General features: G+C 35.5%; 14 protein-coding genes. 12 read left to right on the top strand and 2 right to left on the bottom strand.

Features of this window, described 5'->3' with window-relative positions:
* Window positions 1–111 precede the first annotated feature (111 nt).
* The 3 genes from CHB81_RS06580 to CHB81_RS06570 all read left to right on the top strand — a co-directional run bounded on the left by CHB81_RS06580 (window position 112) and on the right by CHB81_RS06570 (window position 4,251).
* Window positions 112–1,671: an MBL fold metallo-hydrolase gene (locus CHB81_RS06580; protein WP_089351093.1), complete on the top strand. Its 1,560-nt coding sequence runs from the start codon at window positions 112–114 to the stop codon at window positions 1,669–1,671.
* Window positions 1,672–1,793: 122 nt separating this feature from the next.
* Window positions 1,794–2,816, top strand: coding sequence for an LLM class flavin-dependent oxidoreductase (locus tag CHB81_RS06575; RefSeq protein ID WP_089351205.1), 1,023 nt, complete (start codon window positions 1,794–1,796; stop codon window positions 2,814–2,816).
* A gap of 160 nt (window positions 2,817–2,976) precedes the next feature.
* The gene (locus tag CHB81_RS06570) at window positions 2,977–4,251 is read left to right on the top strand and encodes an acetyl-CoA C-acetyltransferase (RefSeq protein WP_089351092.1); all 1,275 of its coding nucleotides are present in this window, start codon (window positions 2,977–2,979) and stop codon (window positions 4,249–4,251) included.
* A 151-nt stretch (window positions 4,252–4,402) separates the two neighbouring features.
* Here the strand turns inward: CHB81_RS06570 and CHB81_RS06565 are convergent, their stop codons facing one another.
* Window positions 4,403–5,014 carry an FMN-dependent NADH-azoreductase gene (locus CHB81_RS06565; RefSeq protein WP_089351091.1) on the bottom strand — a complete coding sequence of 204 codons (612 nt, stop codon included), beginning with the start codon at window positions 5,012–5,014 and terminating at the stop codon, window positions 4,403–4,405.
* Window positions 5,015–5,120: 106 nt separating this feature from the next.
* Between CHB81_RS06565 and CHB81_RS06560 the strand changes: the two genes are divergently transcribed.
* The 4 genes from CHB81_RS06560 to CHB81_RS06545 all read left to right on the top strand — a co-directional run bounded on the left by CHB81_RS06560 (window position 5,121) and on the right by CHB81_RS06545 (window position 9,819).
* Window positions 5,121–5,498 (top strand): helix-turn-helix domain-containing protein, encoded by a 378-nt coding sequence (locus CHB81_RS06560; RefSeq protein WP_089351090.1) that lies wholly within the window; start codon window positions 5,121–5,123, stop codon window positions 5,496–5,498.
* A gap of 388 nt (window positions 5,499–5,886) precedes the next feature.
* Window positions 5,887–6,984, top strand: coding sequence for a hypothetical protein (locus CHB81_RS06555; RefSeq protein WP_089351089.1), 1,098 nt, complete (start codon window positions 5,887–5,889; stop codon window positions 6,982–6,984).
* Between the two features lie 162 nt (window positions 6,985–7,146).
* A complete protein-coding gene (locus CHB81_RS06550; RefSeq protein ID WP_089351088.1) occupies window positions 7,147–9,057 on the top strand; it encodes a fumarate reductase/succinate dehydrogenase flavoprotein subunit in 1,911 nt (636 codons plus the stop codon).
* Window positions 9,058–9,072: 15 nt separating this feature from the next.
* Window positions 9,073–9,819: a succinate dehydrogenase/fumarate reductase iron-sulfur subunit gene (locus CHB81_RS06545; RefSeq protein ID WP_089351087.1), complete on the top strand. Its 747-nt coding sequence runs from the start codon at window positions 9,073–9,075 to the stop codon at window positions 9,817–9,819.
* Between the two features lie 316 nt (window positions 9,820–10,135).
* Here CHB81_RS06545 and CHB81_RS06540 read toward each other — a convergent pair whose 3' ends face one another.
* The gene (locus tag CHB81_RS06540) at window positions 10,136–10,885 is read right to left on the bottom strand and encodes a 4-hydroxy-tetrahydrodipicolinate reductase (RefSeq protein WP_089351086.1); all 750 of its coding nucleotides are present in this window, start codon (window positions 10,883–10,885) and stop codon (window positions 10,136–10,138) included.
* Window positions 10,886–11,487: 602 nt separating this feature from the next.
* Here CHB81_RS06540 and CHB81_RS06535 point away from each other — a divergent pair.
* The 5 genes from CHB81_RS06535 (at window position 11,488) to CHB81_RS06515 (ending at window position 17,405) form a co-directional block, all read left to right on the top strand.
* Window positions 11,488–11,922 (top strand): DUF1810 domain-containing protein, encoded by a 435-nt coding sequence (locus CHB81_RS06535; protein WP_089351085.1) that lies wholly within the window; start codon window positions 11,488–11,490, stop codon window positions 11,920–11,922.
* A 148-nt stretch (window positions 11,923–12,070) separates the two neighbouring features.
* Window positions 12,071–12,421 carry a hypothetical protein gene (locus tag CHB81_RS06530; RefSeq protein ID WP_176427496.1) on the top strand — a complete coding sequence of 117 codons (351 nt, stop codon included), beginning with the start codon at window positions 12,071–12,073 and terminating at the stop codon, window positions 12,419–12,421.
* A 509-nt stretch (window positions 12,422–12,930) separates the two neighbouring features.
* On the top strand, window positions 12,931–13,626 hold the full coding sequence (locus CHB81_RS06525; RefSeq protein ID WP_089351084.1) for an ABC transporter ATP-binding protein: 696 nt from the start codon (window positions 12,931–12,933) through the stop codon (window positions 13,624–13,626).
* 33 nt (window positions 13,627–13,659) lie between these two features.
* Entirely contained in the window at window positions 13,660–15,948 is a 2,289-nt protein-coding gene (locus CHB81_RS06520; RefSeq protein WP_089351203.1) for a TonB-dependent siderophore receptor, read from the top strand.
* 5 nt (window positions 15,949–15,953) lie between these two features.
* Complete coding sequence (locus CHB81_RS06515) at window positions 15,954–17,405, top strand: DUF3526 domain-containing protein (protein WP_089351083.1); 1,452 nt, start codon at window positions 15,954–15,956, stop codon at window positions 17,403–17,405.

The following is a 17,405-nucleotide window of genomic DNA, read 5'->3' as shown; positions in this document are numbered from 1 at the left end:
ATCCCAAATAGTATATCAGTAAATACTAGTTATTCCTTTACATATGTAAATGCAAGTGTTCTTTTATCATTGTTTTTTTGTCAGATAATTTTAATATCAAAATGACAAAAGATGAAACGATTAATTAGTGAAAGAATAACAATTATAGCAAGCGCTCTGGGAATTCTTTTAAATCTATTTCTAATTCCCATTCAATCCCGAATCTGGAATGGCAGTCAGGATTGTGCAATATCAAATTTCCTGACAACCTTCCTGGCTAAAGATGCATTACTGGACGAACCGGTAAAGTCAACTTTAAACATGCCGCAAGAATATTTTAAATATGGACATTATTTTGTTTTAGTCTATTTTTCTTTACTCATCGCAATTTGGACTAGTAGTTTTATTCGCCAGCAGTGGCTTAAAAATAGTGCATTACTAATTACATCAATTGCTTTAAGCGCCAATGTGTTAATTTATTGGGCAAGTGAATATTTAACCATATATGCCCGTGAAATATTCTTTATTTATATTGAAGTTCCGGCAATTACAATCTTACTTCTCTTATTTACAATAATTGCCTATAAATCAAAAGAGCAAGATCATTCAAAATGGAAAAAGTATGTTTACTTACTGCCTGTTTTGTTATCGCTTTTATGGACAATTCTCTTCCAATATATCCCGCATGCTCCTATATTGGCACTTCTTATTTGTATTTTGATATTAAGTTTGAATAATCAACAGATGCCTAAAATTGATACAAAACTTAATTGGTATGCTATTATTATACGAATCGCAGCTATTATATTGATTGTTATTTCTTTTGGAATTTCGATTGGAATCAAATATCAGCCAACTACTATTATTGGGGAAAATCAGGAGATTAAAATTGAAGCATTTTCTAAAAATTCGGGTATCGAATTGTATGTTTTTAACACCGGATTTAACCGAATGGCAAAAGCACTTAGTCCTACTTATAAAAAATGGAGACCATGCCCGATTTATTTAATCAAACATCCAAAGTTTGGATATGTTTTATTTGATTCCGGAATATCAGAGAAAGTAGCCCTTGAAGGTCAAAATGGTTTAGGATTTCCGATGTCTTTTTTATTTGAAAGTAAATCTAAGTTAGAAATGCTGGCTTTTAATCAAATCAAACAACTCGGGATAAAGCCTGAAGATATTAAATATTTGGCTATTTCGCATCTTCATGATGACCATATAGGAACAGTCGATGCATTTAAAAATGCAGTATTAATCATGAATAGTAAAGCAAATACCAAAGAAGGAAGTCTTACCAGGTTTACAGCAGCTTCTTCATTTAAAGAAAGTAATTCTTCGCTAGGAAAATCATACGATTTGTTTGGTGATAAAACGATACAATTAATAGAAAAACCAGGTCATACAGATAGTGATTTAATGCTTTTAGTAACTTTAAATCAAGGTCCAGTTTTACTAAGCGGAGATGCTGTAGTACACGATGACTGGCTTAAATCTAATGATGTTGAAAGATTACCAACCCAGCCCGCCAAAGCTGCACAAAACAGAAACAATATTAGAAATTTAGAAACAAAAATGCCCGAATTCATAGTATTTCCTGGTCACGATATGCCAAATATTCCGAAAAACAGAACAGATATTCATATCATTAATCCAGAGTTTTTTAAAACCCGTAATTTAAATATTAAGTAACAAAATTGAAAGCATCGTAATTAATCATAATCACTATAAAATCAATTATTGGAAGAATCTTGGCATTTAATTCTATTTTTTGAGGAAAGAGAAAAAAGAAAATTTAATATCTTTACTATATGATAGAAATAGGAATAGACAGTTTTGCTTCGGCAATGTACGGAGACAACAACACCTTGAGCAGTGTTGATGCAATGGAACAATTACTGCAAAGAATTGAGCTGGCAGATCAGGCCGGACTTGACGTTTTTGGAATTGGAGAACATCATAAAAAAGAGTTTTTAGATTCGGCTACAGTTGTGATTTTAAGTGCCGCTGCCGCAAAAACAAGTCGCATTCGTTTATCCAGTGCCGTTTCGGTATTAAGTGCAGCTGATCCTGTGCGGGTTTACCAAAGCTTTGCAACACTTGATTTAATTTCGAAAGGAAGAGCAGAAATCGTCGTAGGCCGTGGATCTTCTATTGAAGCTTATCCCCTTTTCGGATTTAATCTGAATGATTACGATGCACTTTTTAAAGAAAAACTAGAACTGTTTCTGCAAATCAGAGACAATGAATTTGTAACATGGTCAGGAAAATTTCGCCCTGCTTTGAATAATCTTCCAATTTATCCAAGAACATTACAGGAAAAATTGCCGGTTTGGCTTGGTGTTGGTGGAACTCCCGAATCTTTTGTCAGAGCCGGAAGTCTTGGTTTACCTTTAATGGTCGCTATTATTGGAGGTCAAACACATCGTTTCCGCCCTTTAATTGATTTGTACCGTGAAGCCGGAAAAGCTGCAGGTTTCAAACCCGAAGAACTTAAAGTTGGAATACATTCACCAGGTTTTGTTGGAACAACCACCGAAAAAGCAATCGAAGAATATTATCCGGGTTATGCTGAACTTTGGACAAAATTAGGACTCGAACGCGGTTGGCCACCCGTTACAAAAGCCAAATTTGACGGACTTATCGACGATCTTGGTGTTCTTATTGTAGGAGGTCCGGAACGTGTTGCCGAGAAAATTTTAAAACACGGCGAAGCACTTGGGGGAATCTCAAGATTTACATTTCAAATGGATAACGCAGGACTTACACACACTCAGTTAATGAATGCGATTGAACTTATAGGTTCAAAAGTGATTCCCTTGATACGTAAAGGATAAACATATTTGCCCGCGGATTATACGGATTAAACCGATTTTCGCGGGTTCTTTTTTTAAGAAATCTAGAATGAACTCATTCTGATAACTATCAGGAAGAAAACAAATCAGTAAAAATCTGTTGAATCCGCGTCATTCGTGGGCTAGCATTAAGCGATACACTATGAACAATACAGTTAGAAAAGTAGCCATTGTTGGTTATAATCGAATTCCGTTTGCAAGAGCAAATACAGCTTACGCCGAAGTTGGAAATACAGAAATGATGACTGCTGCCTTAAACGGACTTATCTCTAAATACAAACTCGAAGGTAAATTGTTAGGTGAAGTTGCCGGAGGTGCAGTAATTAAACATACCTATGACAATAATCTGATTAGAGAATGTGTCATGAAAACTTCTCTCGATCCTGCAACTCCAGCCTGTGATTTACAACAAGCTTGTGATACCGGAATTGAAAGTGCCATTTATATTGCCAACAAAATTGCCTTGGGACAAATAGACTCCGGAATTGCCGGAGGTGTTGATTCTATTAGTGATATGCCAATTGCGGTGAGCGAAAAACTCAGAAAGATTTTATTGAATGCCAGGCAGGCAAAATCATTAGGCGAAAAAATTAAGCTATTCCTAAAACTACGCCCGAAAGATTTATCACCATTGGTTCCTAAAAATGAAGAATCACAAACAGGACTTTCGATGGGTGGTCACACTGAAATTACAGCCAAACATTATAAAATTTCCCGTGAAGATCAGGATAACTTCGCGCTCAAAAGTCATTTGAATATGGCAAAAGCCTATGACGAAGGTTTTTTTGATGATATGATTTCTCCGTTTAATGGACTTGAAAAAGACAACAATCTTAGAAGAGACAGCACCATTGAAAAACTGGCAAAATTAAAACCTGCATTTGATAAAGTAAACGGAACGCTTACAGCCGGAAATTCCACTCCGCTTACAGATGGTGCGTCGTGCATACTTCTGGCGAGTGAAGAATGGGCAAAGGAACAAGGTCTTCCAATCTTAGCCTACATTTCTTTTGCTGAAATTGCAGCAATTGAGTACGTCAAAAACCAACAGAACCTTTTGTTAGCGCCATTATTTGCTGCCAGCAGAATGCTTGACAAAGCGGGTTTAACTTTACAGGATTTTGATTATTATGAAATCCACGAAGCTTTTGCCGCACAAGTTTTAGCAACCTTAAAAATCTGGGAAAGTCCGGAACTAAGCGCTCAAATTGGACTAAAAAGACCTCTTGGCGCCATTGACAGAAATAAATTAAATGTAAAAGGAAGCAGTCTTGCCGCAGCTCATCCATTTGCTGCAACAGGCGGAAGAATAATTGGCGTTATGGCAAAATTACTAAACGAAAAAGGTTCGGGAAGAGGATTTATTTCTATTTGCGCTGCCGGCGGACAAGGCGTTACTATGATTATTGAGAAATAATAATTAGGCCTAATTATCTTTGTCAAAGTTTAAAACCTTGACAAAGATTTGACAACTCAGATTCTAATCTGCGACAAACCCGACAGGTTTTGAAAACCTGTCGGGTTCACTACATACGAAAATGTCCAACTCTCGCACTTTTATTTTCCATTTAGAAAGCAAACTCCTGAACTGCAGACAAAGCTTTAGGCAAAGCATTTTCGGCAAAATCAGGAATAGAAGTTCCTTCAACGCGGAAAGTTGTTACATCAGTTATTCCTAAAAAGCCCAAAACCACACGTAAATAAGGTTCTGCAAAATCATAGCTTTTATAAGGTCCATCAGAAAATACAGCGCCGGATGCAATAGACAAATAAACTTTTTTACCGCTTATTAATCCTTTTGGTCCATTCTCATCGTAACTAAAAGTTTTTCCTGCTCTCGCCACCTGATCGATCCATCCTTTTAATAATGCAGGAATTCCAAAATTATAAATAGGAACACCAATTACGATCACATCAGCTTCCAGTAAATCTGTTATGGCATCATCAGAAAGTTTAATAGATTCTAACTGAGCTGTTGTATGTGCTTCTTCAGGAGTATAAAATGCATTAAGCTGCAACTCATTCAAATACGGCAAAGGTGTTTTAGAAAGGTCAAAAGTTTTTACTTCGCTTGCCGGATATTCTTTTGTCAGTTTTTCGAGAACTGCGTTTGATAATTTATTACTAAAGGAAGCATCTCCTTTGATACTTGTTACTATATTCAGAATCTTTTTGCTCATAGAATTACTATTTGTTTTATGATACAAACTTATATACATTTGCTATCTATTTTATAGTACTATCCTCAAGGATAGCGCTATCCTTGAGGATAGTAACACCAGAAACATGAAAACAAAGAGCGAAATAACAAAAGAAATGGGCTGCAATGGTCAACCGGAAGAATGTCTGGCAGCGTTATTACCGGTAAGAGATGCACTGGAAGTTTTAAGCGGCAGATGGAAACTGCCAATTTTAATTGCTTTATCAAACAGACCAAAACGATTTAAGGAAATTTCTAAAGACATAAACGGAATTACAGATAAAATGCTTTCGAAAGAACTTAAAGATCTGGAGATAAACAAACTCGTTACCAGAACGGTGTACGATACTTTTCCGCCAACGGTTGAATATGCAAGAACAGAACACAGCCATACTTTATATAATGTTATTGGAGCTTTGAATGAATGGGGAACTTTACATCGAAAAGAAATCATTGGACATTAAATATTTCCATAAAATCCAAACCCGACAGTCCCCAAGTCCAATATCATTAAGTTAAGGGAAAATCTATAAAATCACTTAACAGTTTAATCAAGAAAGTAATTAGAAAAATCTGTTTTTATCAGCGTTTTCGCTTTAGCGAATCAGTAAAATCAGCGTCTAATTTTGACGCGGATAAAACAGATTTACTTCGTAAAAACGCAGGTAAAAACGGATTTGATTTGCAATAATTTTATTTTCTAAAAGCTTAACTTAATGGCATTGCCCGAAGCCTCGAGATGAAAACTGTCGGGTTTATTTTTAATAAAATACTACACAAAACTGTAACAAAATCAAAAAACACGTCTCTATAGTAAAAAAGTCATTGTAAAATCAACCTATACTTTTTATTATGAGAACCTTAAAAATAGTTTCATTACTTCTTAATCTCTTTTTACTTTCGAAAATAAATGCTCAAACTACTTCAAATGATAGCATAAAATTCGATTATATCAAGATCTATTCACTTGCATTGGACGGAAATCCCAAACAGGCATTACCATTATTAGAAATTGATTCAACCAAAAAAATAGCTCAAAAAGACTTGAAATTCAAAACCAATTTTGAAAAGCGATTTAAATTTAAAGAAGACAAAAGCGATTTTTTGGAAACCCGAAAATCAAAAATAGACGAATTATTAAAAATTTACAGAGATTACTGGCGGTTCTCTTTCTTAAATAAAGAAAAGAGAACGGATACTCTGATTATGAAAAACGTTTCTAATCTCCTTAAAGCCAATCTTCCATCTGCAAAAAACTTAATGCTTAACGAGGATAGTATTAATGTTTATCAAAAAAAATACATCACTGATTTAGGCTACCATACCACAGGATTTGGAAAAACAGGAGCTTTGTATGATTTATTGGTTTGGAAAACAGAAAAAGATACCATCTACAAACTTAATTATGATGGAAAAGAAACTCCTGTCAAAGTTTTTTTTATGGATGATTTTGTAACCTTAGGCTGGGCCGAGTATGCTACTTTAGGACGATATTACCCTGCAGGCTGGGCAACTAAAGAAGCGTTATTCTGTGTGAAAAAATCATACGATTTAAAATCAGAAACCTTTAGAGTGAGTTATATTGGTCATGAGGGCAGGCACTTTGCCGATTACAAGTTATTTCCAAAATTAAAAGGCGTTGGCTCTGCCGATTTAGAATACAGGGGAAAATTAACCGAGTTGTCACTTTACTCTGAAGATGGACTGTATAAAAGAATACAGTTTTTTATTAATAATGGGAATTACGATAGCGAAAACGGACATTCGATTGCCGCTTTTTGTGTTATCAGGGATTTGTCGAGAGTAATATTTAATACTGACTTCGAAAAAAATATAGACAAATGGAAAACAATTCCAGCCAAAAAAATAAATGAAGCTGCAGCTAAAATTCTCGAAGAAAACACAAAAGCATTAGAAAAAATTCCGAACGTCGAAAAATTTATCAAGTAATAATTTACCATTCGTCGGTAATAATTGCTCAAAAAACAATATCCATTAGCAAAAAATAGTTTTTTCTTTACAAAAAACCGATTTTTTATAGTAAATTAGATGCTCTTATAATTACGTTTCTTTTTAGAATCGGTGTACAAATTCATTTTAAACATAGTAAAAATGATAGATTCAAAAATACCCGAAGGTCCACTAGCAGAAAAATGGAATAATTATAAAGCAAAAGCCAAGCTAGTAAATCCCGCCAACAGAAAAAAGTTAAACATTATCGTTGTTGGAACTGGTCTTGCGGGAGCTTCATGCGCTGCGTCACTTGCAGAGCAAGGGTATAATATCAAATCATTTTGTTTTCAGGATTCACCAAGAAGAGCGCATTCTGTAGCCGCTCAAGGCGGAGTTAACGCTGCAAAAAACTATAAAAACGACGGAGACAGTACTTTTAGAATGTTCTACGACACCATAAAAGGCGGCGATTTTAGATCTCGTGAAGCCAATGTTTACCGTCTTGCGGAATGTTCTGCGCATTTAATAGATCATGCCGTTGCACAAGGCGTTCCTTTTGCCAGAGAATATGCCGGGTATCTTAATAATCGATCCTTTGGAGGTGTTCAGGTTTCCAGAACTTTTTATGCCCGTGGACAAACGGGACAACAACTTTTGCTTGGCGCTTATCAGGCTTTATTACGCCAGGTTTCATTAGGAAAAGTAGCCATGCATACCCGCCACGAAATGCTGGAATTGGTTGTGATAGACGGAAAAGCAAAAGGTATAATCGCCCGAAATCTGGAAAGCGGAGAACTCGAACGTCATGTTGCCGATGCTGTTGTATTGGCTTCCGGAGGTTACGGAAAAGTATATTATTTGTCTACATTGGCAATGGGTTGTAACAGTTCGGCTATTTGGCGGGCGCACAAAAAAGGCGCTTATATGGCAGGCGTAAGCTGGATTCAGTTTCATCCTACTTCACTGCCACAACACGGCGAAAATCAATCTAAGTTGACTTTAATGTCGGAATCTTTGCGTAATGACGGACGAATCTGGGTCCCGAAAACCGCTAAAGACGACCGAAATCCAAATACAATTCCTGAAGAAGAACGTGATTATTATTTAGAACGCAAGTATCCTTCTTTTGGAAATCTGGCGCCAAGAGACATTTCGTCGAGAGCTGCCAAAGAAAGAATTGATACCGGACATGGCGTTGGACCAATGAAAAACGCTATTTATCTGGACTTTTCGGATGCTATAAAAGCGCAGGGAAAAGATAAAATCGAAGCCAAATACAGCAATCTTTTTGCGATGTACGAGAAGATTACCGGAATCAATGCTTATAAAGAACCAATGCTAATCTCGCCATCAGCACATTTTACGATGGGTGGACTATGGGTTGATTATGAATTAATGAGCACAATTCCGGGATTATTTGCCTTGGGAGAAGCCAACTTTGCAGATCATGGAGCAAACAGATTAGGCGCAAATTCATTGCTTCAGGCGTGTGTAGACGGTTATTTTATTGCACCTTATACAATTCCAAATTATTTGGCAGGCGAATTAAATACTCCAAAACCAACTATCAATCATCCTGCTTTTGACGAAGCCGAAACTTCGGTAAGAACACAACTAAATAAATTTTTAAATAGTAAAGGAACGCTTTCTACCGATTATTTCCATAAAAAAATTGGAAGATTACTTTACGAAAAATGCGGACTCTCGAGAAGTAAAGAAAAACTGGAAGAAGCCTTAAACGAAATCAAATCACTAAAAGATTCTTTTGAAAAAGACCTTCTAATTACCGGAGACGATACACTAAACAGCGAACTCGAAAAAGCCGGACGCATTGCTGATTATATCGAATTGGCTGAATTAATGTGTCACGATGCCCTACAACGAGAGGAATCCTGCGGCGCACACTTTCGGGAAGAATACCAAACTATTGATGGTGAAGCGGTTCGAAACGATAAAGATTTTTGTTATGTTTCGGCTTGGGAATGGAAAGGAAAAACACAGAATCCTAGATTACACAAAGAACCTCTTGTATTCGAATCAGTCGAACTTGCTGTTAGAAGCTACAAATAATCAAAAGTTAAGAATATGAAACTATATTTTAAAATATGGCGACAGCACAATACTTCTTCCAAAGGAGAAATGGTAAATTATGAAATAGATAAAGTTTCTGAACACATGTCTTTTCTGGAAATGCTCGATCTTTTGAACGAATCTTTAATTCAGAAAAGAGAACGTGTAATAGAATTTGATCACGATTGCAGAGAAGGAATCTGTGGGCAATGCGGCGTTATGATTGACGGTAGAGCGCACGGACCTCTTAAGAATACCACAACTTGCCAGCTTCACATGAGAAGTTTTAAAGATGGAGATACCATTTATATTGAGCCTTTTCGTGCCAAAGCATTCCCTGTTTTAAGAGATTTAAAAATTGATCGATCTGCTTTTGATTCCATTATTGAAGCGGGCGGTTTTATTGGTGCTTCAACAGGTCAGGCGCCGGAAGCAAATACTATCCCAATATCTTATGAAACTGCCGAAGCTTCCTTTGATGCTGCGGCATGCATAGGATGCGGAGCTTGTGTAGCAACTTGCAAAAATGCCAGTGCAGCATTATTTGTAGGCGCAAAAATCACACATTTGGCTTTGCTTCCACAAGGAAAAATAGAAGCCTCAAAAAGGGTTTTAACCATGGTAAGTCAAATGGACGCTGAAGGTTTTGGAAACTGTTCAGATACAAGAGCTTGCGAAATTGAATGTCCACAAGGCATTTCGATTCTTTCTATAGCAAAAATGAACGCAGAATATACTAAAGCTTTGGTTTTTAGAAAATAATAAAAACATCATATTACATATTTATTTTAAACACATAGAGACATTGATATTGTACACTCAAAAAACGGCATTTCAATTAATAAAAATAAGCATAAGCCTCTTTATGAGAGAAATGCAGTTCTTTTTTGAAGCCTTTTTGCCCCACATTCGCTCTGTTTCTATGTGTTAAATAAATGTGCTTTTTAAAATGAATTTCCCGCAATCCTGATAACTATCTGGATTGCGGGAAATTTAAATTTTTTTAAAACTTTACCAAAAACTTTGCATCTTCGGGCCTTTATTTTAGACTTTGTTCCTTAATGCCTTTGCGGCATAACTACAGTGCAAAATAAGGCGTCAGAATATCTTCAAAATTATACAGTCCTTTTTGTTTATCCTCTAAATTTTCAGCAACAAAAACAACTCCGTTTCCAAATGCTTCTCGTGAAATCGATTCATGAATTAATCGAACCGTTTGATACGGAAATCCAAATATAACCTCATGTTTCCCTACGATTCCTCCTGCCCTGACCGAGTTTATATTGTCTTTATCAAGATCCAAAGCTTCAGCAATTTTAACCGCTGTTCCAGAAGTTCCCTGTTTCATTTTAAAATGCTCTTCATTGACTTCAATATCAACCCAAGGCGCAATCTTTTTTAGAAATTTAGCAGCAAAAAGTAAATAGTTCACTCCCAAAGTTATATTTGGAGACCAAAATACGGTTGTTTTATGCGCTAGTTTCTTTAATAACTGAAGTTCTTTATCTTTGTAATGAGAGATTGCCGAAATAATTTTAACCTTTCGCTGCGCTGCAATTTCTCCATAAGTATAAATTCCTTCGTTTGACGAGAAATCAATAATTACATCGACGGGATGTTTATCCAGTAATTCTTCCATGGTAGTTTTGGAACTAGAGTAAATTAATCCCGGTTTGTCTGACTGGATTCCAAAAAATTCCGAAACTGATCTGTGTTCTAAAACAGTACTTTGTCTTAAAACCCATTCCAGGCAAAATTTATTGTTTTCAAGTAGTATTGACGCTACTGATTTTCCAGTTTTTCCGAATCCGATTAGTCCTATTTTCATAATTTATTTTTTTATTGAGCAGTGTGCTCGTTAATAGAAATTGGCATATTTGAAGTTAATGCCAAATCAAAAATTCAATTATTATCTAAGTCGATAATTATCCTCTATTAGTAAAAATAGGAATATTATAACAGGTTTACGAACGAAAACCGAGATATATAACAAAAACAAACCCATTTAACAGGAATAATATTGGGAAAGTATTTTTCTTTAATCACAAAATTAGGAAAGGATAAATTGTTTTTGCCGCAAAGGAGTCTCAAAGACGCAAATTAATTATATCTCCTTCAATGAATCAAATAAAAACTTTGGGACTCTTCGCCTTTGCGAGATTAATTTTTAAGCTTTCTTGACTTAGCAACAAGAATTGCACTCAAGTCGCTAAGGTGCCAAGTTTTAAAACGCAAAATAAAAACTTTACGGCTCTGCGCTTTTGCGAGATTAATTTTCAAAATCAAATAAAAATTTCCGATTAATACTACAGATATTTTCCGCTTAATATATTCAAAAAAAATAGATACAAAAAAGCAGATGTAAATGCACAACTTAACATATTTTCAGTAGTTTTACGACCTGATTGTCCCAAACAAAATCAGTAAATAATGGCCTACAATAATAAAGAATTAGTACGTTTTTTAGACGCGCAAAATAAATTATACCTATCGGCACTTTCCGAAATTAAAAAAGGAAAAAAAGAATCTCCATGGATGTGGTTCATTTTTCCTCAGATAAAAGGGCTTGGTTCTTGCGATACCTCAAAATTTTACGAAATTAAAAATGCTGACGAAGCAATTGCTTTTTTAGAACATCCAATTCTGGGGAAACATCTTCTGGAAATTACAACCGAATTAATCAAAACAGATGAAAAAACTGCTGAAGATATTTTCGGGAATCCTGACAATGAAAAACTGCAATCCTGTATGACTTTATTTGCCAGTATCCAGAATTCAGAACCTATATTTGAAGAAGTATTAGATAAATATTTTGATGGCTCTTCTGATTTTCATACGTTGCAATTGTTGTACAGTAATTTTTAGGTTGTTTTAATTTTTTCAAATCAAAAATCTAAAACTAAAATAATATCCAATTTTAGTGTATTTCTAAATAAGATATCTATATTTGCAACAAAGTTGCGTTATATCAAAAGCTGTAAAATCCGCGACACATAAGGATTTCCAAACAAGAATGAAAAAGAAAATTGTCTTAATTAATCTTTTTATGTCTGTTACCGTATTGTTCGCAATGCTGTTTCAGACGATACATTCTTACGAACATGTTTACAAGCAATTAACCGAAAAACATTGTACTCATCATTCTGTTGATGGGCAAAAACAAATCACACACAGCCATTCTGTAGAGAATAATTGCCACGTTTGTCACTTTGCGTTTAGTACATTTATTCCAAATGCATTTCAGGCTTTATCTTTTCATAAAGTCACTATTGCAACTTCTTATGTATTCTATTATACAAAAGTTGCTTCAAACTTCTTTAAAGGCAGTCTTTTTGCCCTTAGAGCACCACCTTCAATCGTTTAGTTTACTACATTTTTATTCGAAGAATTAAGAATATCTCACATGGATCGACACCACAATGTTAAGCCATAAAGATTAGACATTTGTATTATTTAGAACAAAGGAAGAAAGAATCCAAATTGTTTATTTTGAAATTTTATCCCATTTCAATCATAGCCCAAAGTTTCAACCTTGGAACAGCTGTTGATTGATAATGAAATGTCATAATAAATACATTAAATTAAATCCAATTCAATAATTAAATACGTTCCAACGGTTGAAACCATTGGCTATGTCGCAATATAGTATTGAGATTGGTTATTTCTTGCTAATTTATTTAAAGGAGAGATCCCTATTCTTCACATTCCAATAGAAATTTTTCTACTAAAACAGTAGTAAACTATCCATTCCCCACATTCAAATCCCAAAACCGTCACTAATTCCAGACTCAAAACCGAAACTGAGACTAAAAACGGTGACTGCGACGGAAAACGGAAAAAACTAAAAAAAATCACCCCAATAACATAAAAACTATGCTTATAGCTGAAAATCTGACGAAAAAATACGGCGATTACGTTGCCCTTAACAAACTGAATTTAACCATTAAAAAAGGCGAAATCTTTGCACTTTTAGGTCAAAATGGCGCCGGAAAAACTACTACAATTAATCTCTTTTTAGGGTTTATAGAACCAACCGGCGGAGAACTAAAAATCAATAACATTTCGGTTATAGAAAATGCACAGGAAACCAAAAAATATGTCGCTTATATTCCTGAAACTGTAATGCTATACCCAAATCTTACGGGCTTAGAAAACCTGAAATTCTTCTCTTCTCTGGCGGGATTTAAATATTCTACAGGAGAACTGACTTATTTTCTTTCCAAAGCTGGTTTACAGGTTAAAGCACATGATCAAAATCTTGGCGGATACTCTAAAGGAATGCGTCAAAAAGTAGGCATTGCCATTGCCATTGCCAAAAAAGCCAAAGTATTATTGTTAGACGAACCCACAAGTGGTCTGGATCCTAAAGCATCTAACGAATTCTCTCAAATCCTAAAAGAACTTTCGGCAGACGGAACGGCGATATTAATGGCAACTCATGATATTTTCAGAGCCAGAGAGGTCGCTTCACACATCGGAATAATGAAACAAGGAAACCTGGTAACGGTTATTGAAGCTGACAAAATTTCGGCAAACGAACTTGAAAATCTGTATTTACAAACTGTATAAAAGGAAATGGCATTTTCTAATCCAACCCAAAAAATGAAACACTTAATTTTTTATATATTATTATTCAGCAGTTCACAATTTTTACAATCTCAAACGGTTAACAAAAAAACAAAAGATAGTATTGCTTCCGATTCTATTAAGCGAAATGAACTGCAAACCGTTGAAATCATTGGCCGTTCGACAAAAAAATACAACAGCGATTATTCTTTTGCAGCGACAAAAACTGCGGCGCTTAACAAAGATATTCCACAATCTATTTCAACTATCACTAAGGAATTAATTGCAGACAAAGGTGCTTTTTATCTTGCCGATGCCGTAAAAATGGCCAGCGGAGTAATTCCGGCGAGTTATTACAATCAATATACGATTCGTGGCATTAGTCAAAACGAAGAAGGTCAGATTGTAAACGGAATGCGAACACGCCAATATTACTTTCTACAGCCCTTGACCAATAATATTGAGCGTGTCGAAGTTATCAAAGGTCCGTCGAGTGCCACATTTTCATCCGTAGATCCCGGCGGAAGCATCAATTTGGTTACTAAAAAACCTTTGGCAGTTGACCGAAAAGAAGTGAGTTTGAGCGTTGGAAGTTTTAGTACGCTACGTGGAACCTTAGATTTTACGGGACCTCTCAACGAATCTAAAACCCTGTTATACCGTGTAAACGGTGCCTATCAGGAAGCAAAATCATTCAGAGACTTAGTGAGTAATAAATCTTTTTTGATCTCTCCATCGTTCAGTTATATTCCGAATGAAAAAACTGCTATCAATACCGAATTAATTTTAAGCAACATGACTGGGACACTCGATCGTGGTCAGCCCATTTTTGGCGCTGTTGCCGGAGTTACGAATTTAAACCAAACGCCAATTAGCCTGAATCTTGGCGCTCCGAGTGATTTTTTTAAATCGAAAGAAATGATTTTGATGACGAATTTTGCTCATAAATTCAATTCTAAAATTGGTTTTAATGCGCAATACATGAAACAAACCTGGACCGAAAATCTTCAGGAACACAGGACTACAAATGCTTTTGCGGTTGATATGAACAATAAACCCGTTACAAGTCTGGCAATGATGCAATTTGTGCAACGTCAGCAATATTGGGACGTTGACAATCTGAGTACCTATTTTAATTTTGATTTAAAGACCGGAAAACTCAGACATAAATTACTGGCAGGCTACGATTTAAGCAGTTGGAACAAAACCAAAGGCGGTGGACAAAATGCAGCAAGAGGCTATTTACTAAAAGACGGAACTGTTGCAAGTACTTTTGTTCCGGCAAACGCCGCCAATTACCAAACTACAACTGTTGACGGCGTCGTTTTACCCAAACCCAATGTCAATTATTTTAATTTAAACAATCCCTCTTATAAGCTAACAAGTCCTGAAGATTATACACTAAATGTTAGAACAGCATTGCCATCGGCATTAACGACAACAAATGCTATTTACATTCAGGATCAGATTCAATGGGAAAAATTTACTTTTTTACTGGGTTTGAGAAACGAATGGTTTGAAGACATTACCAATTATGAATCAAACAATGAATTGAAGGTCAAAAAGACGGCTTTATTACCACGTGTGGGGCTTACTTATGCCATTAACAGCGAGATCAATGTTTATACCACTTATCTTGAGGGTTATCAACCGCAATCTAACACAGTGACTTTAATGCCGCAAACGGGAACTTTACCCGCCGGAAGTCTATTTGATCCGCTTGAAAGTAATTTGAAAGAAGTGGGATTAAAAGCGACTTTCTTCAATAACTCGATGAGTTTTAATGCAGCAGTTTACGAAATCAATCAGCGCAATATTTTGATGAATGCTAATGATCCTGCAAATCCGGATTTATTGGTCACAAGAGGCGCTGAAAGAAGTCGTGGTTTTGAGTGCGATTTAGCGGGTTATATCACCGCCGACTGGCAAATAAACGTTTCCTACAGTTATATCGATGCCAAAATTACAAACGATCGTGATCCGACGTTAATTGGTGCCAGAAAACAAAATACACCAAAAAACAGCGCCAATTTATGGACACGCTACAACTTCAACTCAGATTCGGTTCTAAAAGATTTGGGAGTTGGTTTCGGAATGCAATATCAAAGCAGTAAAGTACCTTGGTTTACAAGAGCTTTCACACTTCCTGATTTTACTGTTTTTGATGCCGCTTTATATTACAAACCCAACAAAAGCAACATGCAAATTGCACTTAATGCAGGTAATTTATTCAATAAAACCTATTGGTTGGGTGCGCAAAATTATTTGAGATTATTTCCCGGAGCTCCCAGAAATTATAGCCTTACCGTAACTTATAAATTCTAATTGGTATGAAATCATTACACATAGAAATTTTAATCGCCAAACATCTCAGGAATTCAGTTTTTAAAAATACAGCTGTCTTTATCATCACGCTTTTTATTGCTTTGATTTTACTCTATGCAACCTTTTCAGGTTGGGAAAATTATATGACTCAAAACCAAACCAGCGAAAAATACCAACACGAATCCCGCAAAGACTGGCTTAACAATCCGGATAAAAACCCGCATAGAATGGCTCATTACGGAAACTTTGCCTTTAGAAAAAGTGCCCCATTAAGTGTTTTTGAATTCGGAATGGAACCGTTTTTCGGGAATGCTATTTTTCTTGAAGCACACAAACAAAATACAGCCAATTTCTCTGAGGCCGGATTCTCGAATAGTATGCTTCGTTTTGGAGAAATCAGTATTGCTATGGTTTTACAGGTTTTATTGCCTTTAATGATCTTTTTTCTTGGATTTAATTCGGTCGCAGCCGAAAGGGAAAACGGAACCCTAAAACTACTTTTAAGCCAGGGAATCAATTGGAAACAACTTCTAACAGGCAAAATATTAGGAATCGCCAGTATTATTATGCTGCTTTTTTTTCCAACCATTATTGTTCTTGTTTTTATATGGTTATTGCTTCAGGATTTTACTGTCTCTGCCGATGAAACTATCAAAATGATATTGTTTATTTTGTTTCATTTTATATATCTGATATTCTTTTGTGTCATTGCAGTTTTGATTTCGGCGCTAAGCAAAACATCCAAAAAAGCATTAGTTTCATTGATCGGAATTTGGCTGGTTTTCACGATTATTCTGCCTAGAACCACTCAGGCAATTGGTGCTTATATTTATGAAACGCCGTCTAAAATACAATTCAACAGCGATATCGAAAAAGATATCCTGAAACAAGGTGATAGTCATAATCCAAATGATTTGCATTATAAAGCCATTAAAGATTCGTTATTGAACGTTTACAAAGTCGATTCGGTACAAAAACTTCCCTTTAATTATTCGGGTTTTATTATGACCGAAGGAGAGAAAATAAGTTCTAGAATATACAATCAGCATTTAGAAAACTTATTGAAGGTTTATGAAAAGCAAAACAGTTTTTCAAAAACAATTTCTTTTATAAATCCGTACATCGCCATAAAGAATTTATCTATGGGATTATCCAATACGGATTATGATTCGTATATCGATTTCCAAAAACAAGCTGAAACTTATCGCTACACTATGGCACAAAAAATGAACGCTTTGCAGGTAAAATACATCAGTAATAATAAGCCAAAACCAACTGATAAACCTTTAACTATTGGCAAGGAACATTGGGCCGATTTAGCCGAATTTCATTATCAGCCTAAAGGAATTATCGATGTTCTAAAATCTGAGATTCTCTCTGTTATTTCTATTATTCTCTGGATTATTATGCTCTTTATACTTATTCGAATTGCAGCCAAAAACCTTAAAGCCATCTAA

The sequence above is a fragment of the Flavobacterium sp. ov086 genome, assembly GCF_900187965.1.
Classification (GTDB): Bacteria; Bacteroidota; Bacteroidia; order Flavobacteriales; family Flavobacteriaceae; genus Flavobacterium.
This window is presented reverse-complemented; position numbering and strand designations above follow the sequence as displayed.

Coding starts and splice junctions, on each gene's coding strand:
- CHB81_RS06580 (WP_089351093.1), top strand. CDS start 112: ATGAAACGATTAATTAGTGAAAGAATAACAATTATAGCAAGCGCTCTG.
- CHB81_RS06570 (WP_089351092.1), top strand. CDS start 2,977: ATGAACAATACAGTTAGAAAAGTAGCCATTGTTGGTTATAATCGAATT.
- CHB81_RS06565 (WP_089351091.1), bottom strand. CDS start 5,014: ATGAGCAAAAAGATTCTGAATATAGTAACAAGTATCAAAGGAGATGCT.
- CHB81_RS06560 (WP_089351090.1), top strand. CDS start 5,121: ATGAAAACAAAGAGCGAAATAACAAAAGAAATGGGCTGCAATGGTCAA.
- CHB81_RS06555 (WP_089351089.1), top strand. CDS start 5,887: ATGAGAACCTTAAAAATAGTTTCATTACTTCTTAATCTCTTTTTACTT.
- CHB81_RS06550 (WP_089351088.1), top strand. CDS start 7,147: ATGATAGATTCAAAAATACCCGAAGGTCCACTAGCAGAAAAATGGAAT.
- CHB81_RS06545 (WP_089351087.1), top strand. CDS start 9,073: ATGAAACTATATTTTAAAATATGGCGACAGCACAATACTTCTTCCAAA.
- CHB81_RS06540 (WP_089351086.1), bottom strand. CDS start 10,885: ATGAAAATAGGACTAATCGGATTCGGAAAAACTGGAAAATCAGTAGCG.
- CHB81_RS06535 (WP_089351085.1), top strand. CDS start 11,488: ATGGCCTACAATAATAAAGAATTAGTACGTTTTTTAGACGCGCAAAAT.
- CHB81_RS06530 (WP_176427496.1), top strand. CDS start 12,071: ATGAAAAAGAAAATTGTCTTAATTAATCTTTTTATGTCTGTTACCGTA.
- CHB81_RS06525 (WP_089351084.1), top strand. CDS start 12,931: ATGCTTATAGCTGAAAATCTGACGAAAAAATACGGCGATTACGTTGCC.
- CHB81_RS06520 (WP_089351203.1), top strand. CDS start 13,660: ATGAAACACTTAATTTTTTATATATTATTATTCAGCAGTTCACAATTT.
- CHB81_RS06515 (WP_089351083.1), top strand. CDS start 15,954: ATGAAATCATTACACATAGAAATTTTAATCGCCAAACATCTCAGGAAT.